This is a genomic window from Arsenophonus endosymbiont of Crataerina pallida (genome assembly GCF_964020125.1).
Taxonomy (GTDB): Bacteria; Pseudomonadota; Gammaproteobacteria; order Enterobacterales; family Enterobacteriaceae; genus Arsenophonus; species Arsenophonus nilaparvatae.
Genome location: NZ_OZ026540.1, coordinates 2,877,121 through 2,903,504, shown reverse-complemented (window position 1 = coordinate 2,903,504; position 26,384 = coordinate 2,877,121). Strand labels below are relative to the sequence as shown.

Annotated in this window: 18 protein-coding genes and 1 pseudogene; 8 read left to right on the top strand and 11 right to left on the bottom strand. The window is 38.3% G+C overall.

The features are described 5' to 3' along the window. Positions 1–498 precede the first annotated feature (498 nt). Both AACL31_RS15420 and fabA read left to right on the top strand, forming a co-directional pair. The gene (locus tag AACL31_RS15420; RefSeq protein WP_310511145.1) at positions 499–2,238 is read left to right on the top strand and encodes a Lon protease family protein; all 1,740 of its coding nucleotides are present in this window, start codon (positions 499–501) and stop codon (positions 2,236–2,238) included. A gap of 88 nt (positions 2,239–2,326) precedes the next feature. Continuing rightward, positions 2,327–2,845 carry a bifunctional 3-hydroxydecanoyl-ACP dehydratase/trans-2-decenoyl-ACP isomerase gene (gene fabA / locus AACL31_RS15415; protein ID WP_310511146.1) on the top strand — a complete coding sequence of 173 codons (519 nt, stop codon included), beginning with the start codon at positions 2,327–2,329 and terminating at the stop codon, positions 2,843–2,845. A gap of 71 nt (positions 2,846–2,916) precedes the next feature. Here the strand turns inward: fabA and pqiC are convergent, their stop codons facing one another. The 5 genes from pqiC to rlmKL are packed head-to-tail and all read right to left on the bottom strand — an operon-like array spanning position 2,917 to position 10,455. After that, complete coding sequence (gene pqiC, locus AACL31_RS15410; protein ID WP_310511205.1) at positions 2,917–3,471, bottom strand: membrane integrity-associated transporter subunit PqiC; 555 nt, start codon at positions 3,469–3,471, stop codon at positions 2,917–2,919. Then, positions 3,468–5,105 carry an intermembrane transport protein PqiB gene (gene pqiB, locus AACL31_RS15405; protein ID WP_310511147.1) on the bottom strand — a complete coding sequence of 546 codons (1,638 nt, stop codon included), beginning with the start codon at positions 5,103–5,105 and terminating at the stop codon, positions 3,468–3,470. The genes pqiC and pqiB overlap by 4 nt, the downstream gene beginning before the upstream one ends. After that, entirely contained in the window at positions 5,098–6,390 is a 1,293-nt protein-coding gene (pqiA, locus tag AACL31_RS15400) for a membrane integrity-associated transporter subunit PqiA (protein WP_310511148.1), read from the bottom strand. Before pqiA ends, pqiB begins: the two co-directional genes overlap by 8 nt. Before the next feature lie 33 nt (positions 6,391–6,423). Further along, entirely contained in the window at positions 6,424–8,334 is a 1,911-nt protein-coding gene (locus AACL31_RS15395) for an ABC transporter ATP-binding protein (protein ID WP_310511149.1), read from the bottom strand. A gap of 3 nt (positions 8,335–8,337) precedes the next feature. Further along, complete coding sequence (gene rlmKL / locus AACL31_RS15390; protein WP_310511150.1) at positions 8,338–10,455, bottom strand: bifunctional 23S rRNA (guanine(2069)-N(7))-methyltransferase RlmK/23S rRNA (guanine(2445)-N(2))-methyltransferase RlmL; 2,118 nt, start codon at positions 10,453–10,455, stop codon at positions 8,338–8,340. A gap of 102 nt (positions 10,456–10,557) precedes the next feature. Between rlmKL and AACL31_RS15385 the strand changes: the two genes are divergently transcribed. Then, on the top strand, positions 10,558–11,667 hold the full coding sequence (locus AACL31_RS15385; protein ID WP_310511151.1) for a YcbX family protein: 1,110 nt from the start codon (positions 10,558–10,560) through the stop codon (positions 11,665–11,667). Positions 11,668–11,780: 113 nt separating this feature from the next. Here the strand turns inward: AACL31_RS15385 and AACL31_RS15380 are convergent, their stop codons facing one another. From AACL31_RS15380 to pepN, 3 genes are all read right to left on the bottom strand, one after another. Continuing rightward, positions 11,781–12,335 (bottom strand): cell division protein ZapC, encoded by a 555-nt coding sequence (locus tag AACL31_RS15380; protein ID WP_339053328.1) that lies wholly within the window; start codon positions 12,333–12,335, stop codon positions 11,781–11,783. A gap of 211 nt (positions 12,336–12,546) precedes the next feature. After that, positions 12,547–13,557, bottom strand: a complete 1,011-nt coding sequence (pyrD, locus tag AACL31_RS15375) for a quinone-dependent dihydroorotate dehydrogenase (RefSeq protein ID WP_032116345.1) — start codon at positions 13,555–13,557, stop codon at positions 12,547–12,549. A 307-nt stretch (positions 13,558–13,864) separates the two neighbouring features. Next, positions 13,865–16,486, bottom strand: coding sequence for an aminopeptidase N (pepN, locus tag AACL31_RS15370; protein ID WP_310511153.1), 2,622 nt, complete (start codon positions 16,484–16,486; stop codon positions 13,865–13,867). A gap of 336 nt (positions 16,487–16,822) precedes the next feature. Between pepN and pncB the strand changes: the two genes are divergently transcribed. The 4 genes from pncB (at position 16,823) to AACL31_RS15350 (ending at position 22,509) form a co-directional block, all read left to right on the top strand. Next, positions 16,823–18,052: a nicotinate phosphoribosyltransferase gene (gene pncB / locus AACL31_RS15365; protein ID WP_310511154.1), complete on the top strand. Its 1,230-nt coding sequence runs from the start codon at positions 16,823–16,825 to the stop codon at positions 18,050–18,052. A gap of 192 nt (positions 18,053–18,244) precedes the next feature. After that, positions 18,245–19,645, top strand: coding sequence for an asparagine--tRNA ligase (gene asnS, locus AACL31_RS15360; RefSeq protein WP_310511155.1), 1,401 nt, complete (start codon positions 18,245–18,247; stop codon positions 19,643–19,645). Between the two features lie 302 nt (positions 19,646–19,947). Beyond that, on the top strand, positions 19,948–21,072 hold the full coding sequence (locus AACL31_RS15355) for a porin (RefSeq protein ID WP_339053327.1): 1,125 nt from the start codon (positions 19,948–19,950) through the stop codon (positions 21,070–21,072). Between the two features lie 246 nt (positions 21,073–21,318). Then, a complete protein-coding gene (locus AACL31_RS15350) occupies positions 21,319–22,509 on the top strand; it encodes an amino acid aminotransferase (RefSeq protein ID WP_310511156.1) in 1,191 nt (396 codons plus the stop codon). A gap of 101 nt (positions 22,510–22,610) precedes the next feature. Here AACL31_RS15350 and AACL31_RS15345 read toward each other — a convergent pair whose 3' ends face one another. Next, complete coding sequence (locus tag AACL31_RS15345; protein ID WP_339053326.1) at positions 22,611–23,243, bottom strand: MBL fold metallo-hydrolase; 633 nt, start codon at positions 23,241–23,243, stop codon at positions 22,611–22,613. Between the two features lie 56 nt (positions 23,244–23,299). On the opposite strand from AACL31_RS15345, the pseudogene AACL31_RS15340 reads away from it, so the two are divergent. After that, a pseudogene (locus AACL31_RS15340) lies at positions 23,300–23,452 on the top strand (hypothetical protein); the annotation flags it as partial. Here the strand turns inward: AACL31_RS15340 and AACL31_RS15335 are convergent. Then, a complete protein-coding gene (locus AACL31_RS15335) occupies positions 23,403–23,996 on the bottom strand; it encodes a YcbK family protein (protein ID WP_310511158.1) in 594 nt (197 codons plus the stop codon). The pseudogene AACL31_RS15340 and the gene AACL31_RS15335 overlap by 50 nt on opposite strands. A gap of 401 nt (positions 23,997–24,397) precedes the next feature. Continuing rightward, positions 24,398–26,089, bottom strand: a complete 1,692-nt coding sequence (ldtD, locus tag AACL31_RS15330) for a L,D-transpeptidase (RefSeq protein WP_339053325.1) — start codon at positions 26,087–26,089, stop codon at positions 24,398–24,400. Positions 26,090–26,384 lie beyond the last annotated feature (295 nt).

The following is a 26,384-nucleotide window of genomic DNA, read 5'->3' as shown; positions in this document are numbered from 1 at the left end:
ATTTTTCCTATTTATACAAGTCAATCGACAAAAAATCATAATTAGTGCGATAGAATATGATTATTCACATTTATAGCTAGTAACTTTTACTATGTTCTAAATTGAAATAATACATTCTATCTACTGTATTAGTGGTTTTTGTCATTAGCTTACTACTTGGATATTAACCATTAGTTACTAATGTTCAGTCCCAAATTATTTACATTGACTAGACTTTTACATTTTTTATTGCACTTATTACTACAGTTTATGAATAAAATTATATTTAAAATATACAAAATTAATAGTGGCATAAATTTAAACAAACGTTAATATAATGATTTCATCCTAAAAATTTTATAATGCTGGAAACGGATATCTTGTTTTCATAGTAAAATGTACCTGTTTCTCTAAAAACAATAGCGTATTTCTAAAATGTCTTCTATCTTGACTTCATACAATCAGGATATTGAGGATAATTTATAAACTTTTTATCTAAATTATAAGTTGAAAAATAGCGTGATTAGTAACGAATTAATATGGCAGAATTTAGCACCTGATTATGAACCTTATCTTAATCTTTTTGCTGCTGCTGATAAACTAGATAATGCCACTTTGGCCATCATTCAACCTAGATTATATAATAGTCTTGAAAGGTTTTTATTAACACCAACCTATTCTCCTTTTGCTGTCATTAAAGCATTAGAATGCCAAAGCTACTTATCTGAGTTAGCAAAATGCATTAAAAATATTAATCCATCCTCAGTAGCTATCACTGGAGATTATCAACAATCAAATGGAAGATTTCATTGGCAAGCAGGCACTAAAGGATCATTTACGCCCTGTCATTCGGTCTATTTCTGTAACTGGATAGAAATGCCTCAATTATTTGGCAGTGTTCATCAACATCAAAATAGTGTTCACTTAGAGCCAGGACTATTACATAAAATCAATGGCGGAATATTATTACTTTCCGTTGGTACATTATTAGCGCAGCCATTAATGTGGCAGCGCTTAAAACAGATGGTGATGCAAAAACGGTTTGAATGGCTTCCAGCCAATGATAATCAATTTTTACCCTATCCAATTGATTCAATGCCACTTGATATTATGCTCATTTTGGTCGGCGATCATTTTAGCCTTGAAGAACTGGAAACAAAAGAGCCTGAGCTTTTTTCTCAAGCTACCTATGGCGAATATGAATTTGAATTGAATTTTGAACATAGTAGTCAATTATCGCTATGGATGCAATTTATTAAACAAATTATTACCGATTGCCAATTTCCTGCTTTAACTACTGATGCGTGGCCAACCTTCATTACTCAAGCAATTCGATATACGGAAGACAAATCCATCCTACCGCTAGATAGAATGTGGCTCATTCGTTGTTTAGCTGAGGCAAATCAATTTCAACAAGATAATCAGTTAACTGCAAAATCGTTCCAAACAGCGATGCAACAGCGCCAGTGGCAACATGGTTACCTAGCCAAACGCAATCTAGATGATATTCTGCAAAAACAAGTTTTTATTAAAACTGAAGGTGAAATGATTGGCCAAATCAATGGCTTATCGGTTATGCAGTACCCAGGGCATCCAGAACTTATCGGTGAACCATCACGTATTACTTGTGTTGCTCACTTCGGTGATGGTGAGTTTACTGATGTAGAACGTAAAGTTGAACTGGGCGGTAATATTCACGCTAAAGGCATGATGATTATGCAAGCCTATCTCAATTACGAATTAAAGCTTGAACAGCCACAACCCTTTTCTGCCTCAATCGTATTTGAACAGTCTTACAATGAAGTTGATGGTGATAGCGCATCATTAGCTGAACTTTGTGCATTAATTAGTGCACTTTCTCTTCAGCCTATCGATCAGCAAATTGCGGTTACCGGTGCAGTAGATCAATTCGGTTATGTACAACCGATTGGTAGTATTAACCAAAAAATCGAAAGCTTTTTTAACGTCTGTTTCCAACGTGAATTAACCGGTCAGCAAGGCGTTATCATTCCTGCGGCTAATATTCGTCATTTATGCTTAAAAACCGATCTTATTGCAGCAGTCAAATCTGGCGTATTTCACATTTGGCCGGTTGAACACGTTTCTGAAGCCATTTCAATTTTAACCAAACATGCTTACTATAAGCAACAATATGATACAAATAACTTACATCTGTTAGCTTTAATACAAGAACGAATTACTCAGGCTAATAACCAAGAAAGACCCAAATTCATGGGGCTGCTAAAGTGGCTGAATTAAATTAAAAAAATAGCTGATCGGAGTTGCTCAGCTTACAAGTGTACGCTATTCTTTAGCCTTATTATTAATAATAAGGCTATTTAGTAATATGGTTGATAAACGCAACTCCTATAAAAAAGAAGATTTGGATGCTTCCGGCAGAGGTGAACTTTTTGGTGAAAATGGGCCGCCATTACCTTCCGGTAATATGTTGATGATGGATCGCATTACAAAAATAACCGAAACTGGCGGCAATTATGATAAAGGGTTTATCGAAGCAGAATTTGATATCAAACCTGATTTATGGTTTTTTAGTTGCCACTTCACTAATGATCCCGTTATGCCTGGTTGTCTAGGTTTAGATGCAATGTGGCAACTCGTTGGTTTCTACCTGGGATGGCTTGGTGGTAAAGGTAAAGGCCGAGCACTGGGCGTAGGTGAGGTCAAATTTACTGGACAAGTTTTGCCAACCGCAAAAAAAGTAACCTACCGTATCCATTTAAAACGTGTTATTAATCGAAAATTGATTATGGGTGTGGCTGATGGTGAAGTCTTGGTTGATGATAAGTGTATTTACACAGCAAAAGATTTAAAAGTCGGTTTATTTCAAGATACAAGCAGCTTTTAAAGCCAGATTTTTTTGTCATAAACCCCTTCTGTTATCAAGCTGAAGGGGCTAATATGTAATATTTTATACATTCAAGATAATTGGCTCGCTATAGATTGTCCAACCTGAGTCCAGCCTCTTGCTAACGTCCTAACTAATGCCGAATAGCCATTTTCATCTTGATCAAGCAGCAGACTAAAATCTCGCTTGAAAATGCCTTTATCACTTTTATAAATCCAGTTTCCCTGGATAATCACTTTACCATCATAACGGCCATGAAAAGCGGTCAAAAAGACATTAAGGCTGTCAGGTCTGTTTTCCAGCGGTTGAGCCGATACTAATCGATTAGGCAACATTATAGATAACTGATTGACTAAATTTTGCATCAATTGCTGTTCTAATGGGCTTGCCCATAGATGATTGTTTGCATTAACATAATTAACATCGCTAGTTTGGTAAGTAATACCATTAGCTGCCAATATTCCAGACAATTGCACCGTCTGTACCCAAAGCTGTTTTTGCGTTAGTAAATCAGTTTTTTTAGTCACTAAGCTCGGCGTTGTTGGTAATTGATAATAAGATTTTTCAATACCACTACTACAACCGATAAGTAAAAAACACAAAATCCATGCCAAATATCTCATTATTTTGTCACCTTCTTCGGTTCTGGATCCTTGATCGATTTTGCTTCAAAAACAAGTGCATTACTCTTATTATTCAATGTCTTAATAACGGGTTGAATATCTCTTAACACCTGATCAAGACGCTGCATATTATCGATCATTCTATTATAGGCAGGTGATCCTGGTTGCAAACCTTGCATAACGCGATTCAATTCAAGCAAAGTCTGTTGCAGATCAGCAGGGATCTTTTGAAAGTCTTTGCTAGTCATCAGTTTATTCAACTCAGATAAAGTACGCTGTGCTTCACGAATGGTTTTCTGACTTTCTGCTAGCGTATTTGTGGCTTGACTTATCATAGGCTCAATCGGCAGACGATTGATTTTATCTAATGCCTCAACCACTTTTTGTTGGATCTGTGATAATCCAGCACTAACCGTTGGAATAATATCGTAATCAGCAACTTTTAATGGCCCTTTCCATTGGCCTTTTTCTGGATAGAAATCCAAATCGACATACAATGCTCCGGTAATTAGGTTAGCCGATTTTAAAGCTGCTCTTAATCCTTGTCTTAATGCTGCGGCAAACTCTTTTTCTAGATCAATATCGGTACTAACACGACCAGGCTCAATATGAATTAAAACCGGAATACGGAATTCATTATCCAATTTTTGCCGTAATTTCTCAGAATCAAACGGAACCTCCATCACGGTTCCTAAGCGAATTCCTCTAAATTCAACTGGTGCGCCAGGTTGTAATCCGCGAACTGAATCAGAGAAAAACAAAATAAAATCTTTGTGTACAGTATATAAAGAGTTCTGAATACTTCTTTGATCTTCATAGAGTCTAAATAGGCTTTTATCTTCCACCCTCTTACCTGGTTGCCAACCCTCTACAACATCAAAACTAACCCCACCACTAAATAGTGTGGTTAAAGAGCCCATCTCTAAGCGAACACCTTGTGCCGATAGATCAAAAGCAATACCACTATCCCGCCAAAAACGAACATTTTCCGTTACTAGCCCATCATAAGGGGCATTAATAAAGAGTTGATAATGCATATTGCGGCTTTTAATATCAAACGAACTCGCTTCTACCGAACCGACTCGATAACCATGGAATAGCACTGGGGCGCCAGTATTTAATCTACCAGCCTGATCACTAGTCAAAATCACTCGAATACCTTTAGCATCAGGTGAAGCTAATGGCGGCGAACCTAATAAATCAAATTTCTCAGCATGCTGTTCACTATTACCAGGTTGTACTTCAATAAATACGCCAGAAAATAGCGTGCCTAAACCGGTTATTCCCTCTTTGCCAATAGCCGGTTTAACGATCCAGAATGCGGTATCTTTCTTTAACAAATCCCTCATGCCATCATTTAAACGTGCTTTAATAATTACACGCTTAAAGTTGTTATCAAGAGAAACTTTTTCCACCAAGCCTATGTCAACACTACGACTTTTAAGTTTGGTTTTTCCCGCTTCAACACCTTCGGCATTATAGGTAATCAATGTCACTTCAGGACCTAAATGGCTAAAATGGTAAATTAGGATCCAGGCACCAATAAAGATGGTGATAATTGGAATGATCCAAATCGGTGACCAGCTTTTTAGTTTACTGATCTTTGCTTGCGCGTCAGTGTTATTTTTATTAGCCACCTTGCAACCCCTTTTCTAACCGAATTCTACTCTGCGATACAACATTACAACGATCCCAAGTTAAACGCGGATCAAAAGTCATTGCCGCAAACATGGTTAAAATCACAACAGCAGCAAATAAAATCACCCCAAGTGCCGGTGAAACGCTCATTAATCGTCCCATTTGCACCAATGACGATAATACTGCAATCACAAAAACATCAATCATTGACCAACGTCCAACCCATTCAACAAGTTCATAAATAAAATGCATCCTCGCCGGATCCCGATTGCCATAACCTTTAGCATCAAAACATAACCAGCCTACTGCCACTATTTTTAAGCTAGGTACCATAATGCTAGCAATAAAAATAATAATGGCGACCGGATACGAACCATCACCCCATAACAAAATAACACCGGACATAATAGTAGAGTCTAGTCTACTACCTAATGTATTGGTGATCATAACAGGCAAAACGTTTGCTGGAATATAAAGGACTAATGAGGAGAGCAATAATGCCATGGTATTTTGTAAACTATTAGGTCGCCTAACATAGCCTTTGGTATGGCAACGAGGACAGTATTTACGTTCAGCTGGCAAAATGGCCATACAAATATGACAGGATCTGACGTTTTGACTAATACCACTTTTGCCTTCTTGCAGTGGGATCTCAAGCTTTGGCACTTCACCTATTTGCTGCCATAACCAATGTCTATCTAAACATTGAAATGCCCTGACCTGCAACAAACAAAAAAAACAATAAGGAACAAAACTGATACCCAAAGTAATTTCACCATAGGCCATTAGTTTTACAAAACTAACCAGCACACCAGCTAGAAAAATTTCTACCATGCACCAGGTTTTCATTTGAAATAACGTCCTGGCAAGATTTATTTTTAACCAAAGCGGGAGATTAACTCGTTGACATAATAAAATAATGGCAACCATACAAAAAGCGGGTATTACCACGACAAAAAGGAGAAAAAACCAGCCAAGACTAGCATAATTTACATCAAACATGGGATGAGCAATATTAAACAGTGAAATTTGACTTTCAATGCCCATGACACTCATTTTTACGTAAGGAAATAAACAGGCAATAAGCAACATCACTAATGCGCTAATCGCTATTGCAGTTGGTTGATTAGCTGGATACTTCCACTTAGCAGATAAAACAGTATGACAGCGTGGACAGCTGGCTTTAGTGCCTTGTTCTAAAACCGGTAATGCTACCAATAAATCACATTGCGGGCAGAGTATCTTATTATGACAACTTTCATTAAGATGATTATGAGAGCACAACTTTTCTCTCCTCTATACAGTCATAATGCCAAATTATTGGCTATCTTTAAGTGATTCTAATTCTTGCCAACGCTCAAATGTCATTTCCATTTCTGCTTCTTTCTCAGCTAATGCTTTTAATACTGATTCAGTAACGCTATGGGGCTGATTAAAAAATTCCGGCGCACTAACTTGAGATTGCAAGATGGCAATTTCAGCTTCTAACGCTTCTAACTGCAGCGGTAATTGTTCTAGTTCTCTTAATAAATGATAACTAATTTTATTACTTTTTCGTTTTGGCTGCTCTTTAGCTGTTTCCACTGCCGCAATATTGGCTTTACTAACAGTAGCATGCGATAAAGAAATTTTTTGTATACGCTGCGAAGAGGCGTCATATAAACCCCCCACATACCGCTCAACTTTACCATGATCTTCAAACATCCAGCACTCAGTTACGGTATTATCAACGAATTGACGATCATGGCTAAGCAATAATACTGTCCCTTTATAACTATCAACGAGCTCTTCCAATAGTTCAAGTGTTTCAATATCTAAATCATTAGTCGGTTCATCAAGGATCAACAAATTACTGGGTTTTAAAAACAAACGTGCCAATAATAATCGATTTTTCTCTCCACCTGAAAGGGCTCGCACCGGTGTCATGGCCCGTTTAGGATGAAACAAGAAATCTTGTAAATAACCAAGCACATGACGCGGCTGTCCATTAACCATTACTTCCTGTTTACCTTCAGCTAAATTATCCATCACCGTTTTATCCGGATCTAGCGTCATTCTATGTTGATCAAAATAAGCAATCTCAAGTTTGGTACCGCGGTAAATATTACCGCTATCCGCCTCAAGTTGTCCTAACATCAACTTGAGCAATGTTGTCTTGCCACAGCCATTAGGCCCGATTAAGGCTATTTTATCGCCACGTTGCACTTGGACACTAAAATTATCAATTAATACTTTATTGCCAATGCGATAATTAACATTTTCAAGCTCAAACACTAGCTTGCCTGAACGACTTGCATCGGAAACCTGCATCTTCGCCGTCCCCATTACCTCGCGTCGCTCAGAACGTGCTAGCCGTAAGGATTTTAATGCTCTCACTCTGCCTTCATTACGAGTACGCCGGGCTTTTATTCCCTGGCGGATCCAAACTTCTTCCTGTGCCAATTTACGATCAAACCCAGCATTCTGCTGCTCTTCTACCCGTAATGCTTCTTCTTTATTGATCAGATAATCGTCATAATCGCCCGGCCAGGAGGCTAATTTACCCCGATCAAGATCAATGATGCGATTTGCCATATGGCGAATAAAAGAGCGATCATGAGAGACAAACACGATACTACCCTGAAAATCTTTTAGAAAATTTTCTAACCATAAGATGGTATCAATATCTAAATGGTTGGTCGGTTCATCAAGAAAAAGAACCCGTGGCCCACAGACTAAAGCACGCGCCAATGCAGCCTTGCGTAACCAACCGCCGGACAATGCAGATAACGGACTGTCAGCTGGCAGCTGCAATTGCTTAATCACATCATTAATTTGTGTATCGAGTAACCACAAATTATCGCGATCTAATACCTCCTGCAATTCAGCTAACTTATTAAGATTCTTTTCACAGGGATCTTGTTCGACCATTTTTGCTATTTTATGAAAAGATTTAATATAATTTGCCTGCTCTTTAGCACCTTCAGCGACAAAATCAAAAACAGTACCACCGATATCACGCGGTGGATCTTGCTGTAAACGAGCAACCTGCAGATCCTGCTGATAAACGACCTGACCATCATCAAGCGGTTGTTCTTTGGTCAATACACGCATTAGGGTTGATTTGCCGGCACCATTACGGCCAACCAAACAAACCCTTTCATTATCTTCAATATGCAACTCTGTATTATCTAATAACGGCGCATCACTAAAAGCCAGATAGGCAGCTGACATATTAATTAATGACATAAATTACTTTTCCTTATCTGCATGACCAATCAACCAGCAGTTATGGATCTGGCGATTACGTGTAAAATCAAGTGAAATGGTTTGCTGAGTGATTTCCTTGGCAGTTAATCCTAATTGAGTAATGCCTGACATATCCATTTTAAAACCACGCTTATTATTAGAAAATACCACTGTAGCGCCGGGACGCAGCAAGCGCTTAATCTGCATCATCAAGTTGATATGATCACGTTGCACATCAAAGGTGGCATTCATTCGTTTTGAATTGGAGAAAGTGGGGGGATCAATGAAAATCAAATCAAATTTTTCTGTCGTCTGCGCTAACCAAGCTAAACAATCAGCCTGAATAAGCCGATGCTGCTGACCGGTTAATTTATTGGTCTGTAAATTTTTTTCTGCCCATTCTAAATAGGTACGCGACATATCAACACTAGTGGTTGAACGAGCACCACCGAGACCCGCATGTACCGACGCCGACGCCGTGTAAGCAAACAGATTCAAGAAATCTTTTCCTTTACTCATATTCGCTAACATTTTACGCACCAAACGATGATCTAAAAACAATCCTGTATCCAAATAATCGGTCAAATTTACCCATAATTGGGCATTATACTCATGTACTAATAAAAACTTACCCTGCTGGGATAATTTCTCATATTGTTGCTTACCGGCTTGGCGCTGGCGTGTTTTTAACACCAATTGGCTGGAAGTTAATGCCAATACCTGCATGGTTGCACTGATCACATCAAACAGACGTTGTTTAGCTTTATGGCTATCTATACTCTTGGGCGGTGCATACTCTTGAATAACAATATGTTCGCCATAACGATCAACTGCAACATTATATTCAGGTAAGTCAGCATCATAAATGCGATAACAATCAATCCCCTGTTGTTTGGCCCATTTATTAAGTTTTTTCTCATTTTTTTTCAGCCTGTTAGCAAAATCTTCGCCAACCATGCTATGGCTGCCAACCGTTTTAGCGGATAACAGATAATTTTTCTGAATGCAATTTAACGGTCCATTTTTGGCTTTAAACTCACGTTCGGCTCGCAGCCCTAAGCAAGCTAATAGTTCTGGCGAACCACTAAATAGCGATAAACGCCAGCCTGGAAACTGATTTTTTAATACTCGGCCTAAGAGACTGTAAAGCGCGATTAAAGCAGGTTCACTTTCCAAACGCTCACCATAGGGTGGATTGCTAGTGATAAACCCCCGTTGAGCAAATGTAAATGGATTCTCCAATTTAGCCGCATCACCAGGTTGGAAATTTATTAAAGAGTGAACACCGGCTTGTTTAGCATTCTTCTTGGCTATTTCCAAAATGTGGCGATCAATATCTAAGCCATAGAAAAGCGCAGTCGCTTGCTCGATCCCCGTCTGAAACCGTTTTTCCGCTTCAGCAATTACAGCAGCCCAAAGCGTTGGATTATAACCCGACCAGCATTGAAATCCCCAAAATTGACGCGCTAAACCAGGTGCACGATCACAAGCCATCATTGCAGCTTCAATTAATAATGTGCCGGAACCACACATAGGATCGACCATTGGCAAACCAGGCTGCCAACCTGAGCGTAAAACAATGGCAGCCGCTAAATTCTCTTTGACAGGCGCTTGCCCTGCTAAACTACGATATCCACGGATATGGAGCGGATCACCGCTTAAATCCAACGATATGGTGGCGTTATCTTTATATAAATGGACATTAACCCGTATATCGGGTTGCTGTTTGGCAATGTTGGGCCGTTTATTCATTTTACGCGTAAAGCTATCCACAATAGCGTCTTTCACCCGTAAAGCTCCATATTGGCTATTGCGGATAACTTGGTTAGTTCCATTAAAATAAACGGCAAAAGTATCATTAACGGTAAACAAATCCGGCCAATCAATTGTCTGTGCTGCAAGGTAGAGATCCATATCATTAAAAACCTGGCAGCTAGCTAAGGGTAATAAAATCCTCGATGCTAAACGACTCCATAACAGACTCAAATACATGCCACGTTCGTCAACTTGAAAATGCACGCCACCCTGAGCAATATGACAATATTTTGCTCCTAATGCTTCCAGTTCACTTTTAAGTAATTCTTCCAGTCCAAATGCCGTAGTAGCAAACAGAGCTCTCATATCGTTGTCACCTGAATAAAAAATTGCTGCACATTATAGCTAACCCTGCGCACATATCATAAAGTTACTAGCAAAATTATCGCGCTTAAACAGGAGTTAAGAATGATCCGGTTATCTCGTCTTTATATCCATCCAGTTAAATCAATGAAAGGCATTTGTTTGTCACAAGCTTATGCAGAAAATAGTGGCCTGGTTTTCGATCGCTATTTTATGGTTACCAATGATCAAGGTGGGTTTATTACTGCGCGGCAATATCCACAAATGCTGTTATTTAAGCCAATAATACTTGAAAATGGCATTCAAATACAGGCACCTGATAAGCAAACAGTAACTATTTTATATAAAGACTTTATTAACCATCCCTTACCAACTGAAGTGTGGGGCAATCATTTTACCGCGTTTGCCGCACCAGCGAAGATTAATCAATGGCTGTCGCAATATTTTAATTCTGCTGTTCAATTAAGATGGTTAGGTAAAATACCAAGCCGCCGAATAAAAAAATTTCCAGCTATCCCTCTCTCATTTGCTGATGGCCATCCTTATCTTGTTATTAATCGAGCCTCATTTAAAGCGCTTCAAAAACAATGCCCATCTGATATTAAGTTAGAACAATTTAGAGGCAATTTGATCATAACTGGTGCCGAGGCTTTTGCTGAAGATAGCTGGCATACAATACAAATCGGTGAGGTTGTTTTCGAGCTTGTCAAACCTTGTAGCCGCTGCATTTTGACGACAGTAAATATTGATGATGGCTCACAGCACCCGACTGGAGAACCGTTAACAACACTACAAAGTTTCCGCACTGATGAGCATGGAGAAATTGATTTTGGCCAAAATGCCATCGCCAAAAATAGCGGTCTGATCCGCGTTGGCGATACGGTGAAAATTTTAACTAAAAAACAACCTAAACAATATAAAACGGTAAAATCAACTAAGCCGCAGATAATTAATGCAGAAAAAGAAACCACATTATTAATCGATGTTAATGGCACAGAATATTTAGCCAATAACCAAATTGTTATCTTGGAACAATTAGAAAAGCATGGCTTAAAAATTCCCTACTCTTGCCGAGCGGGCATTTGTGGTTGTTGTAAAATGAAACTAATAGCAGGTGAAGTGATCCCATTGACAAAAACAGCAATCAAAGAAGATGGCGTGATCCTGAGTTGTAGTTGCATTCCCAAAACAAATATTAAATTACTATTAAGCTAATTCTTATCCATCATTCGTCATCAATGAATGATGGATATTACTGTTGGTTTAAAGATGCTGCACAAATTAGTTATTATATAAACCTTGAATATTGATTAATTCAGGTTATTTTTTTATGAAACAGCTCTTTCATATATTAAACTATTGGCTGGTGGTTGATAAATAATTAAGCGATTATTCATAATCTTAATCGGATCACAAAATCTCATTACCCGATCTTTCAAAACTAATCTAGGCTCAATTAATAAACATAAGCTGGCATATTTTCCTGCTTCTGCCACTAAAAACAATGCTTTCTGTCCACTATCTTCAATATGAACCTGAACAACATCCCCCAACACCAAATCATCGTGGCAATTTACTGGCAAAAAATACCAGCTTCTAGGCATCTGCGGCTTTAAAAAACGAAAAGCAACTAATGCATTTAAAATTAATTCCGCACTATGCTCATCAGAAAGTGATAATTTTTGCAGCTGTTCTTCAATACAATGATATAACCCCGCATCATCAATATTAAAAGTCATTTCTCCATAAGCAGATGCCACCAACATTTTTGCTGGAAAACATGAACGAAATAACATTCCATTAGCCAAATCTAACATCATCCTTTCATGTTCATTATCGTAATACCAGCGCCACTGATTATTGGTTTTATTTTCATTTATCACCCCTCAATCTGATCACACTATTTACAAGCTTAAAATCCATACTAATTAAAATTAAGATAAAAAGTACTTCTATAAAATAAATAATAGAAATAATTTCGAGTTTTTACGTAAAGATATTCAAAGAAAATCCTGAATTTAATAAATTATCAGATTACAAAATAAATATTAATATATAAAAAAGCAGTCAATTTTTTATAATCCTAAATTAAGATTAAATATAATTAACAATATTTTTAATTAATTTAGGACCGTGATAAATAAATCCAGAATAAACTTGTAACAATGATGCCCCTGCTGCCAATTTTTCTCTTGCTGCAACCAAAGAATCAATTCCACCAGCAGCCATGATTGGCAACTGTCCTTTTAACTCCTTGGTTAGCAACCGCACAATTTCAGTGCTTTTCAATTGCACAGGTCGGCCGCTCAATCCACCAGCTTCTTCTGAATACCTTAATCCTTTCACTAAATTCCGATCTAAAGTTGTATTTGTGGCCACAACGCCATCAATCTGGTGGCGAATTAAGCTATCGCTAATTTGAATAATCTCTTTTTCGGTTAAATCAGGCGCAATTTTTACCACCACAGGAACATACTTTTGGTATTGTTGTGCTAATAAGTGTTGTTTATTTTTAATTGACTGCAATAAATCATCCAATGCTTCACCATATTGTAACAATCTTAAATCTGGAGTATTAGGTGAAGAAATATTGACAGCAATATAACCTGCATATGAATAAATTTTTTCCATGCAAATTAAATAATCGTCTTTACCCTGTTCGATCGGTGTATCTTTATTTTTGCCAATGTTAATCCCAATAATACCGTCGTACTTCGCTTTTTTAACATTCTCAACCAGATTATCAACACCTAGATTATTAAATCCCATGCGGTTGATAAGCCCTTCAGCTTCAACCAGGCGGAACAGACGAGGTTTTTCATTACCAGGTTGTGGGCGAGGTGTGACCGTCCCTATTTCTACGAAACCAAATCCCATCGCGCCAAAAGCATCAATACATTCACCATCTTTATCAAGACCGGCCGCTAATCCCAATGGATTCTTAAATGTCAATCCCATACAAGTCGTTGGCTTAAAATTGACCGACTGCCGGATCAAAAACTTAAGCGGCGAATGCATGATATATTTAAGCTGCCGGAAGGTAATTTCATGAGCTTGCTCTGGATTTAAGCGAAATAGCGCCTTTCGGATAAGGGGATAAAACATTAGCTGTACCTTTTTTTGATAGATAATGTAAATTATTTAGTCGTAGAAACCATTTGCCGTTTTTTATTCTAGAAAAACAGTCTATTGCTAAATTTATCAGCAAATCTCAATGGTATGTACAGATGATCATGATAATTTAAATATGCCTAATATGACACTGCTTTTTATCATTTATGTTTTTAAAAATAATAGGTAAAAGCAAACTGATAGATATCCCCCCCATATAATCTTATAAAAAAAGGGATATCTTATTTAAGTAATCGTTTTTATGAAGGAAAACGCTGGTAACCTAGTGAAAAATAAAATGCTATTGGTTTTTCAACGCCTTAGTAATTTTTTCAAATAGATCAGCGGAAAGATTATCTAACTGTTTTAACTGTGTTAACGCCTGATACATCAGATTTTGACGTGTTTCATCATAGCGTCTTAGACGAATCAACGGCTCGATCAAACGAGAAGCAACCTGCGGATTGCTGCTATTTAAAATAATTAACATTTCCACTAAAAACTGATAGCCAGTACCATCCTCAGCATGAAACGCTGTCGGATTCTGCACAACAAAAGTTCCAATCAGGGCACGTACTCGATTGGGATTCTCCATACTAAATGTCGGATGAGTAAATAAAGTACGTACTGTTGACAAAACATTTTTAGCTGGACTGGTGGCTTGTAGCATAAACCATTTATCCATTATCAAACCATCATGACGCCAACGCTGTTCAAACTCTGCCATCAGCTGTTGACAACTCGGTAATTGGGCCGCCACCGCAGCACTCAAAGCAGCCATCGTGTCAGTCATATTATTAGCCTGATAATATTGCTCGGTGACATACTTATCCGCTTGTTGCTTATCATGGCCAAAAGCCAGATAAAATAAGCATCTATTTCGCAAAGAACGTTTGGCAATATCCCCATGATCGATTCGATACTCAGTCATTTTATTGGCATGATAAACGGCAACAAATTCAGCCGCCATTTCAGTGGCAAATTTTTGGATAATAAAGTTAATAACATTATGGATAGCTATCGGATCGATGATAGCAAACCACTCAGCGACTTCATTTTCTGAAGGTAAAGTAAATAGCTGCGCTTTTAAAGCCGGATCACAGGCTTCATCAAGTAAAACAGATTTGAATGCGTCAATAATATGCTGCGGCAATATTAAATCTTCCCGCTGCTGTTGGCGTACGACATTCTCTTTAATATAAATTGATAGTAGTGATTGCGCAGCATCCCAACGAGCAAAATCATTACTGGCATATTGCATCAATAATGCTAATTGCTCATCAGTGTATGAATAATCCAATTTCACCGGCGCGGAAAATTCACGCAGTAATGAAGGTATTGGCGGCGAATTAACCTGATCAAAAACAAAAGTTTGCTCAGCCTTAACCACATTAAGCACGGAATGCACAGCACGACCACTATGCTGTAATGGAATTACATTACCTTGCGTATCATACAGCTCAATATCTAGCGGTATATGTAATGGTAATTTTTCTGCTTGATCTGCCGTTGGTGCTGTGATTTGACTAATATGCAATAAATATTGCTGTTTTTCCGCTAAATATTCATCTCTGACCGTCACTAAAGGTGTACCCGATTGGCTATACCAACGACGAAAGAGAGTCAAATCAATATTAGAGGCGTCTTGCATCGCTTGCACGAAATCATCACAGGTTGCGGCACTACCATCATGGCGGGCGGTATAGAGTTTCATACCCGCCTGAAACTGTTCTTCGCCTAACAGCGTGTGCAACATCCGAATAACTTCCGCCCCTTTTTCATAAACGGTTAAAGTGTAGAAGTTGTTCATTTCTATTACTTTTTCCGGACGAATAGGATGCGCCATCGGACTGGCATCTTCTGCAAATTGATGCGCGCGCATCAGCCTGACATTTTCAATCCGATTTACCGAACGAGAACCCAAATCAGAACTAAATTCTTGATCGCGAAAAACGGTTAACCCTTCCTTCAGGCTTAATTGAAACCAATCTCGGCAAGTAATACGATTACCCGTCCAATTATGAAAATATTCATGACCAATCACCGCTTCAATATTCAGATAATCCTTATCCGTTGCCGTTTCTGTTTTGGCCAACACATATTTGGCATTGAAAATATTGAGTCCTTTATTTTCCATCGCTCCCATATTAAAGAAATCAACGGCCACTATCATATAGATATCTAAATCATATTCGTAGCCAAAACGTGTTTCATCCCAACGCATGGCATTTTTCAAAGAGACCATTGCCCAGTCAGCCCGATCAAGGTTACCCTTATCGACAAAAAGTGCTAACGTAACATTATGGCCACTTTGGCTAACATAATTATCATAAAGAACATCAAAATCACCTGCTACCAGGGCGAAAAGATAACTTGGCTTAGGGAAAGGATCTTGCCATTTTACCCAATGACGGTCATCGTTTGTTTCTCCTTTGTCAATCTGATTACCATTGGAGAGCAAATAAGGATAGCGCGATTTATCGGCGGTAATACAAGTTGTAAAACGTGCTAATACATCTGGCCTATCTAAATAATAGGTAATATGACGGAAACCTTCTGCCTCACACTGAGTGCAAAGAACATCAGCTGACACATAAAGCCCTTCTAATGCAGTATTTTTTAGCGGATTTATTTCATTAACTACCTTAAGAACAAAAGTATCAGGCACTGATTCAATAATCAGTTTTCCTGCCTCTTCACGATAGGCTGTCCACGGTTTATCATCAATATGAATAGTGTGCAAAATCAGGTTTTCGCCATCGAGTATCAACACATTAGCCTGTGAATTTAATCGTTTTACTCGGCTAATGGCAGTGACAATGGTGGTTGCAGGATCAAGTACAAAATCCAATTCAATATCGGTAATGGTGTAATCAGGCGCCTGGTAATCCTGACGATATTTCTCTTGTCGCTGTTGCGTCATAGTAAATTTTTACCTGTATCAATTATTGTTATGTTTCAATATGGTCAATTATTTGGCAATAATGATATCTTAAAACATCTTTCTTTTGATCATAAATCATACCTATGATTAATATTCAATCCGTTTGGTCTTTTATTAACATGTTATTTATTGCTGCAAAAACTCTGCCGATATAAAAATAATTTGATAATATCAAATAGATGATTAGAATTTTTTATAACTACGCCAGAAATATATATGGAACGGCCTTCACTCTTACTAACATCAACAGGTATACTCTGGCATATTTTATCTTTAAGTCGAGAGTAATGCTTCCGCGAGGATAGCTAACGCATTATGAATTTAGATGCACCACCTATCATTACATCACTGCTAGATACTGATGCTTATAAACTGCATATGCAACAAGCCGTCTTTCATCACTATAACCAAGTATCGGTTGTAGCAGAATTTCGTTGCCGTAGTGATGAACGACTTGGTAACTATGCTCAGGCTGTACGCCAACAAATAGATTTAATGGCAAATATTGCATTAACGCCAACTGAATACCGCTATCTGCGTGGACTGCCTTTTTTTAAAGCTGATTATCTCGATTGGTTAAAGAATTTTCGCTTCAATCCCACGCAGGTTAATGTTTATACCACACAAGAAAATCAGTTAGCGCTAAGAATCAGTGGTCCATGGCGTGAGGTTATTCTTTGGGAAGTACCTCTATTAGCCTTAATCAGCGAACTGGTTCACCGCGATCGCTCGCCCAATGTAACAACCGAAGATGCCATTGAACAGTTACATAAATTGATTAAGCATTTTTATCAAGACGCAAAAACACAAAATATTGATTTAGCTAATTTCAAATTAATGGATTTTGGTACTCGCCGACGTTTTTCTCATGCGGTGCAATACGCTATTGTCAATGAACTCAAAAACCATTTCCCTTATTTTACCGGTACAAGTAATTATAAGCTGGCCCAACAACTCCAGCTTAAACCTGTTGGCACCCAAGCCCATGAGTGGTTTCAAGCTCACCAGCAAATTAGTGCTGATCTCGCTAATAGCCAGCGCGTGGCGCTGCAAAGTTGGCTGGATGAGTATCCCAATCAATTAGGCATTGCACTAACAGACTGTATTACGATGGATGCTTTCCTGCGCGACTTCGATATCACCTTTGCCAATCGTTATCAAGGATTACGGCATGACTCGGGTGATCCGTTAGAATGGGGTGAAAAAGCAATTAGTCATTATAAAAAGCTGGTTATCGATCCGATGAGTAAAACGCTGGTTTTTTCAGATAACCTTGATTTACAAAAAGCATTGATTCTTTATAAACGTTTTTATAAACGTATTAATCTTATTTTTGGTATTGGAACCCGTTTAACCTGCAATATCCCTCAGGTTAAACCGCTTAATATTGTGATTAAATTGGTTGAATGTAATGGTAAACCCGTCGCAAAATTGTCTGATAGCCCAGGAAAAACCATCTGTGATGACGATGAATTTATCGTTCGCTTAAAGAAAGCTTTTGATATCCCAAGTACAACGAAGCGGATTGATAACAAACCTAACTGACTATTATGGCAAGTTATTTTATCGATTGTTGCAGCAGGATAAATTAAATTCTTATTACAAAGGCCTTTTCATCTGGTTATTCCCATTTTAAACTTGCTATTTTTACTTGTTTCTTACGCGAGGACAAGTAACATAAGGCCTTCCCCAATCGGGACCAACTTTAAACAACTAAATATCAAAAGAGAGTATTTTATGAACATAGCGCCTGTAGTCGAAGTACTACAAGGCCGTGTAGCGGTAGGCGAAGAAGTAACCGTTCGTGGCTGGGTACGTACAAGGAGAGATTCAAAAGCCGGTTTCTCGTTCCTCGCCGTCTATGACGGTTCCTGCTTTAATCCATTACAGGCTATTGTAAATAATGAACTAGATAATTATGAAACCGAAGTTTTACATCTGACCACCGGTTGCTCGGTTGAAGTAACCGGGATCGTGAAGTCATCAGAAGGTCAAGGGCAAAATTTTGAATTATCTGCCACTCAGGTTGTTGTTGTCGGTATGGTGGAAAATCCTGATAGTTATCCAATGGCTGCCAAGCGTCATAGTGTCGAATATTTACGTGAAGTGGCACATCTGCGTCCACGCACCAATCTTATCGGCGCCGTTGCCCGTGTTCGCAATACGCTAGCCCAAGCTATTCATCGTTTCTTTCATGAAGAAGGCTATCTTTGGGTCTCAACCCCCATTATCACCGCCTCCGATACCGAAGGTGCCGGTGAAATGTTCCGCGTCTCAACATTAGATTTACAGAATATTCCGCGTACAGAAAAAGGGGATATTAATTTTGATAAAGACTTTTTTGGTCGGGAAGCATTTCTAACCGTATCCGGTCAGCTAAATGGCGAAGCTTATGCCTGTGCATTAAGCAAAATTTATACCTTTGGCCCAACGTTTCGCGCAGAAAACTCTAACACCAGCCGCCATTTGGCTGAATTCTGGATGGTTGAGCCTGAAGTCGCTTTTGCCAACTTGGACGATATCGCCAGCCTGGCCGAGAAAATATTAAAATATGTCTTCAAAGCGGTTTTGCAAGAACGCAATGATGACTTAACCTTCTTTGCCGAACGGATCGATAAAGACGTCATCAACCGGTTGGAAAAATTTGTTGCTTCGGATTTTGCTCAAGTTGACTATAGCGATGCTATTAAAGTGTTAGAACAGTCGGGTCAATCCTTCGAAAATCCAGTGGCTTGGGGTATTGATCTCTCTTCTGAGCATGAACGTTATTTAGCTGAGCAACATTTCAAAGCACCCGTGGTGGTCAAAAATTATCCAAAAGATATCAAAGCTTTTTATATGCGTCTGAATGATGACAATAAAACTGTTGCTGCCATGGATGTATTAGCGCCAGGTATTGGCGAAATTATTGGTGGCTCTCAGCGTGAAGAGCGATTAGATAAATTGGATGCCCGGATGGAAGAAATGGGACTTAACCAACAAGATTACAGCTGGTATCGCGATCTGCGTCGTTATGGTACCGTGCCCCACGCCGGATTTGGACTCGGATTTGAACGCCTGGTCGCTTATGTCACTGGCGTACAAAATATTCGCGAAACCATTCCATTTCCTCGTACTCCACGTAACGCAAGCTTTTAAATATTTAATCTTAAAAAACGAATAAATATTATAATGATAACTGGCCAGTATATCGCTGGCCTTTTTATTTTTAATTATGATAAATAGCAAAAAGTTCCCTTTTATTTATATTTTGAAACACACATTTCCTTTTGTTACAAATATTGTATTTTTGTATCATTTTCAGGGTAGATAAAAATATTTACCAATGGAACACTGGACGCAGAAACGAGACGACACTAAACTCTTAAAGATAGTTCCCAATGGTTGGGAATTTATTTTTGGCAGTGGCAGGTGTCCGAATAACACCAATGAGGGTAATAATGATGAAGCACAATATTCTTGCAATAGTTATCCCGGCGTTGTTAGCTGGTACAGCAAACGCAGCTGAAATCTATAACAAAGACGGCAACAAGCTGGATCTATACGGTAAAGTTGACGTTCGTCACTTCTTTGGCAAAAGTAGTGGTGGCGATGAAGGCGATGATTCGCGTGTTCGTCTTGGTATAAAAGGTGATACTCAAATCTCTGATCAGCTAACTGGTTTTGGTCATTTCGAATGGGAAACTAAAACCAACAGAAGTGAAGCTGAGAACGAAAACACAAACTGTCTAGCTTATGCCGGTTTGAAAATTGCTGACTTTGGTTCATTCGACTATGGTCGCAACTATGGCGTTCTGTATGATGTCAACGCTTGGACTGACGTTTTGCCTCTTTATGGTGCAGACTCTATGTCTCAGGCTGACAGCTACTTGACTGGCCGTAACCGTAACCTGTTAACTTACCGTAGTACTGATTTCTTTGGTCTGGTCGATGGCTTGAACTTCGCCCTACAGTACCAAGGCAAAAATACTGACAGCAATAAATCAGGTAACGATAAATTCCTGAAGAATAATGGTGACGGTTTCGGTTTAGCGGCTAACTACGATATAGGCTGGGGCGTTGCACTGGGTGCTGGTTATGCTAAATCTAATCGTGGTCTGACTGGCGCTCAGAAACCCATTAGTGAAGCTGGCGGTAATAGTGCGGAAGGCTGGAACGCTGGTATCAAATATGATGCCAACAACCTGTATCTGGCAGCGATGTACGGCGAAACCCGTAATATGACCCGTTTTGGTAGAACAGTAAACGGTAACGACATGACGCGCGTCGCTAACAAAACTGAAAACTTTGAATTGGTTGGTCAGTATCTGTTTGACGAAATCGGTCTGAAACCATCTATTGCTTATGTACAGTCTAAAGGTAAAGATTTAACTGATCCTGCCTACTCGCAGAAGCAAGATTTAGTGAAATACGTTTCTCTAGGTGCTTTCTACTATTTCAACAAAAATCTGACAGCAGTTGTTGATTACAAAATTAACCTAATCAATGGCAACAATGGCTTTGCTGATAAATATGGTATTGGCAGAGACAACCTGGTTGGTTTAGGTTTAGTTTACCAGTTCTAATTATCGCTTAGCGGTGATTTAACAGTAAAAGTGAAAACGTAAATTCGAAAAACAGCGCTTTAGCGCTGTTTTTTTATCAATTTATGTTAATTGGTAAAATATTGTTACCGGCAAAACAATATCAACCGAATCTAATATCACAAGTTTGCCTTATTTTTACCTCAGAGTGTTGGCAAATCATTTTCATCGCGTTAACCTGAGATCCCTCGATCACCAAATCACAATTGAGTCATTGGAATTATAAATATGTTGAAAAATATTATTGCTGCTCCTGCGGATCCTATTTTAGGTTTAGCAGAGAGTTTTAATGCTGATCCGCGTAAACAAAAAATCAATTTAGGTATTGGTGTTTACAAAGATGAGTCAGGGAAAACCCGCATTCTTTCTTCCGTCAAAAAAGCAGAAAAATATCTGTTAGACAACGAAGTGACTAAAAATTATCTTGCTATCAGCGGGATAGCCGAATTTGCCACCGTTACTCAAACCTTACTGTTTGGCAACAACCATCCAATAATCGCCGAAAATCGTGCCCGCACTTCACAGGCGCCAGGCGGCACCGGTGCATTGCGTATTGCTGCTGAATTTATTGCTAAACAAACCTCTGCCCAACGCGTCTGGATCAGCCAACCAACCTGGCCAAATCACCAGAATGTATTTAAAGCGGCTGGCCTGACATGTTGTCATTACAATTACTATGATGCTGAAAAGCATAATCTGGATTTTGCTGGCATGTTAAGTAGCTTAGAAGATGCAAAACCAGGTGATGTATTATTGCTACATGGTTGCTGTCATAACCCGACCGGTATCGACCCAACACCAGAACAATGGGAAATTTTGTCTACTCTGGCAGCTGAAAAAAACTTATTACCGGTTTTTGATTTTGCCTACCAAGGTTTTGCTAAAGGCCTGGACGAAGATGCGCAAGGTTTACGTATTTTTACCAACAAAAACCCTGAAATCATTATTGCCAGTTCCTACTCGAAAAATTTTGGCTTATATAATGAACGAGTTGGTGCCTGTACAATTGTTGCCAATAATAGTGATCAAGCAGAGCGAGCGTTTAGTCAAATAAAATCGATTATCCGAGCAAACTATTCTAATCCCCCAGCCCACGGTGCAGCCATTGTTACCACGATTTTATCCGATGAATTATTAAAGAAAGAGTGGATCGAAGAGCTGACAACCATGCGGCAGCGCATCCAACGTATGCGACAGCTATTTGTCAATACATTACAAGAAAAAGGCGTTAAGCAAGATTTTAGTTTTATTAGTAAACAAAACGGTATGTTCTCTTTTAGTGGTCTTAATGAAGAACAAGTAACTCAGCTACGTGAAAAACATGCTATCTATGCAATTAGTTCAGGTCGTATTAACGTCGCTGGCTTAACGTTAGAGAATATGGTTCCTTTATGCAAAGCTATCATTGACGTATTATAAAGAAACAGACTGTTAATTCAGATAGTTACCGATTAGGCCAATACCCTAATCGGTTTTCATTATTAAAAGCCTAACGGCGAAATTGTGGTAACTGAATAAAACTAGCCTTGTAAGAAGGGATTAAATTGCCGTTCAGCCGCCAAATTAGACATTGGCCCATGGCCAGGAATAAATTGATAATCACCACCAAGGGGCAAAATTTTTGTTTTTATTGAGTGGATTAATGTTGCATGATCACCTTTAGGGAAATCAGTGCGGCCAACACCACCCTGGAAAAGTACATCTCCCATAGAAATTAGCTTATCTGCATGATTAACAAAGATAATATGTCCAGGCGTATGGCCTGGGCAATGTAGAACAGCCAGTTTAATGTCAGCAAAAGTAATTTCATCACCCTCTTGCAAGTAGCGATCTGGCGTAAAGTCCGGACATTGCGCAACACCAAACATTTGGCTTTGAATTGCCAATCCCTTGATCAAAAACTCATCTTCTTTTTGCGGACCATAAATTGGCACCGAGAAATGCGCTGCTAACTCAGCACAGCCACCAACATGATCAAAATGACCATGGGTTAATAAGATATACTGTAAATTTAATGAACGCTTTGTAATTTCTGCAATTAATTTTGCTACTTCACCACCCGGATCAACAATAACGGCATCCAAGCTCTTTTCATCCCAAATTAGCGTACAATTCTGCTTAAAATCGGTTACAGGAATAATATCAAATTTCATATGGTAGTAAGTCCATTATTTAAATAAAAATTTATTTAATAATCTAATAGCTTACTACCCCTAACCATAGTTTGTTTAATCGGCAAAATCGTTCAATTAGCTCCGGTTGTGTGCGAGTAAATAAGGCATCAGTGTTAGCATCAATTTTACTGGCGCGAGCTAGTTGGGATCAACAGCGTATTGACGGTGCGCTTCAGCTAGGTGACACCATTTTCTGACCGGTCCTGTATCAATATGGACAAAATTACTATTAGGATAATAGCCTACTCCGCCTGCTCGCATTTTTAATGCTGCTTTGCGAATATGGTTAAGTTCGACCCCTTGGATATGAAAATCCATTGCTCGGCCATGGGTATGATAGCTGTTTTTAGCAACCCCACTACTTTTACGTCGAAGTGCATTATTGGTTTCGACTGAGCGATAGCCAGAAACTAGTTGAACAGGTTTATTGGTTCCCATTAGTACTTGCAACAAATAAATCTGATCAAATAATTTCGGATCAATAATTTTAATTTTATTATTACGATGATCACGGAATAAGTGATTCAAGCGGGTCAATTCAGCGTTATTATAACGACGACCATCAAAAAACTCAGTCTTAAGAAACTCACCGGTATGAAGATTTTCAAAGCGAAGAATTTTGGGTCGCGGGGTTGTTAATGCCGCAAAGGCATGCCTAGGTAATAAGCTAAAACCCAATGTTATCGCTCCATAACCTAACCATTTTCGTCGATTTTGATCAATATTGTCCATAGCCACTTAACTCAAATAAAAATAAAAAATAACCAACGTGTACAATAATTATACCGAATTTATTCTACTACTTTTGTATAATTATGTAAAAAACATAAATGTAACTTTATATAATATCACATTTAATACATGTTAATTATGATTAAATATAACATTATTATAATCTATTTTTGCAATAACTATATCAAATCGCTCAATATTTATACTTATTACGCACAAAATAACCCCATTATCAATCAAAATTTTGTTAACGCCTGAGTTTAGTCAGTTATTTTGCAAAAAGCATAATTTATCGCTAAAAACGATATTTATGCATCTATACTAAATAAATTAGAAAATAACACATGATTGAAATTTAATATAAAAGAGGCTTTTGCCCCCTTTTATATCATTTTTATCCATTAGTTAAGCGTGGCTCTTATTTCATTTAAATAATTCATCGCCCCATAAATGACATTGTCATAGCCATAAATATCATCCCGAAAATTGGCAACATTTTTGTTATCAACCCAGGCGGTTTGGTAATAAAGATAAATGGGTATCCCGCCTGGAATATTAATATAACGAGTGTCACCTAGCTGAAGCGCACCGTCAATACGCTGTTGATCCCAACTAGCTCGCGCCAGTAAAATTGATGCTAACACTGATGCCTTATTTACTCGCACACAACCGGAGCTAATTGAACGATTTTGCCGATTAAACAAACTATGGTTAGGGGTATCATGTAAGTAAATTGCATCAGAGCTTGGCATGTTGAATTTATAACGGCCAAGGGCATTGGATGGCCCTGGTGCCTGGCGTACACGATAGGGGAAGGATGAAGATGAGATGGCATTCCAGTTAATTGAGTAAGGATCAATAGGATAGGCATCACGCTCCCAACCGGATAAAACCGTAAAGCCTCGGCGAGCAAAATAACCCGGATCTCTTCTGGCTTGAGGCAAGATATCTTTACACACCATGCTAACAGGAACATTCCAGGGTGGATTAATCACAACACTATTAAGTTCACTACTCATTATCGGGGTTTTACGATCAGGACGCCCAACAATCACTTTAGAATCTATAATTAATTGATTATTTGAGTAAAAATGTAATGTATAAGCCGGAATATTAACTAACATACCAGAACCGCTTTCATTGGGAATAATTCTTAAGCGTTGGATATTAATCGCCAATAAACCAGCCCGATCGGTAGGTGAAGTATTTAACCATTTTAATGTTGCGTTACCAATAATACCATCCGGTTCTAGTCCATACATTCGCTGAAATTGTTTAACCGCATCAACTAATAATCCATCATAACGACGTCTATTTTGATCGGTAAGTGGATCCTGCGATAACAATCCATTGCGAGTCAAAATTTCACTTAAGGAAACCAGATCATTGCTTGCTTGGCCTGGCTTTAATAGACTAGCCGTATTTATTTTAGGCCATATTTGTTGATCTGATAAATAAGCCAACATCTTCGTTCTCATCGGTAGGTACGAGGCGTGTTGTGGCGCTAATGTTTTCAGCCAACTGGCTAATTGTTTAGAATTAACCGCAGTTTGCCACTGAGAAACGGCCCCAACCGTCGGCTCACGAAGTTGATAAGGCGTTTTTTGATATAACCAATCTTTACCATTAAATTTTACATTACATATAAAATATAAATAACCCAACATAGCATCTGACAAAATAATATCTCGTTCCATCTGATTGAGTTGTTTATTTTTTACTAATAGGGATAGCCATTTACCAAACTGAGGCTGAAAACCGGCCAACGCTAATTCTGCTAACTGCTGCTTAAATTCTAATACCGCTGTTTCATCATCCCACAATGGTTGCATATTATTTTCAGCATAGAGCTTAGCTAATCTGTCGGTATATACTAAATTAGTACCTGGTGATAAGAAGCCTTGCAGCTGCTGACGACTTTTTTGTATCTCTTCAGCAGTTACATTTTTCTGCTCAGAAACCAAATTGGTTAAAGGAACTTGGATATTTGTGGTTGTGTTTATTTGCGCGAGCTGTGCACACACTGGTGTTACTGTCAATATTACACAGCCTATCAATGAAGCACGCAGAGTGTTGACTCGTTTATTCGCCATAATACCACCTTTATAATTCATTTTTATTGTTTTAATACCAGAGTAAAAAATTTATCTTTAGAAGGTTAAAATTAACTAATCTGTTGTGGTTTATTTGATACAAATTTAAATAATTTTTTATTTAAAAATAATCATATTTATAAATTAATTTATAACCTGCACTGATAAAATAAATTTTCATTTAAAATAAAATCCCATAAATTTTAGATTTAATACTTATTAAAAATTAAATTACTAACCTACTATTTAAAATATAATCTTCGATCACTTTATTTTCAATTGCAATACTTAATTT

Excerpts from the sequence above, each read along its gene's own strand:
- fabA (WP_310511146.1), top strand. The coding sequence starts at position 2,327 with ATGGTTGATAAACGCAACTCCTATAAAAAAGAAGATTTGGATGCTTCC.
- AACL31_RS15395 (WP_310511149.1), bottom strand. The coding sequence starts at position 8,334 with ATGTCATTAATTAATATGTCAGCTGCCTATCTGGCTTTTAGTGATGCG.
- rlmKL (WP_310511150.1), bottom strand. The coding sequence starts at position 10,455 with ATGAGAGCTCTGTTTGCTACTACGGCATTTGGACTGGAAGAATTACTT.
- AACL31_RS15385 (WP_310511151.1), top strand. The coding sequence starts at position 10,558 with ATGATCCGGTTATCTCGTCTTTATATCCATCCAGTTAAATCAATGAAA.
- pyrD (WP_032116345.1), bottom strand. The coding sequence starts at position 13,557 with ATGTTTTATCCCCTTATCCGAAAGGCGCTATTTCGCTTAAATCCAGAG.
- pepN (WP_310511153.1), bottom strand. The coding sequence starts at position 16,486 with ATGACGCAACAGCGACAAGAGAAATATCGTCAGGATTACCAGGCGCCT.
- pncB (WP_310511154.1), top strand. The coding sequence starts at position 16,823 with ATGAATTTAGATGCACCACCTATCATTACATCACTGCTAGATACTGAT.
- asnS (WP_310511155.1), top strand. The coding sequence starts at position 18,245 with ATGAACATAGCGCCTGTAGTCGAAGTACTACAAGGCCGTGTAGCGGTA.
- AACL31_RS15355 (WP_339053327.1), top strand. The coding sequence starts at position 19,948 with ATGATGAAGCACAATATTCTTGCAATAGTTATCCCGGCGTTGTTAGCT.
- AACL31_RS15350 (WP_310511156.1), top strand. The coding sequence starts at position 21,319 with ATGTTGAAAAATATTATTGCTGCTCCTGCGGATCCTATTTTAGGTTTA.
- AACL31_RS15345 (WP_339053326.1), bottom strand. The coding sequence starts at position 23,243 with ATGAAATTTGATATTATTCCTGTAACCGATTTTAAGCAGAATTGTACG.
- AACL31_RS15335 (WP_310511158.1), bottom strand. The coding sequence starts at position 23,996 with ATGGACAATATTGATCAAAATCGACGAAAATGGTTAGGTTATGGAGCG.
- ldtD (WP_339053325.1), bottom strand. The coding sequence starts at position 26,089 with ATGGCGAATAAACGAGTCAACACTCTGCGTGCTTCATTGATAGGCTGT.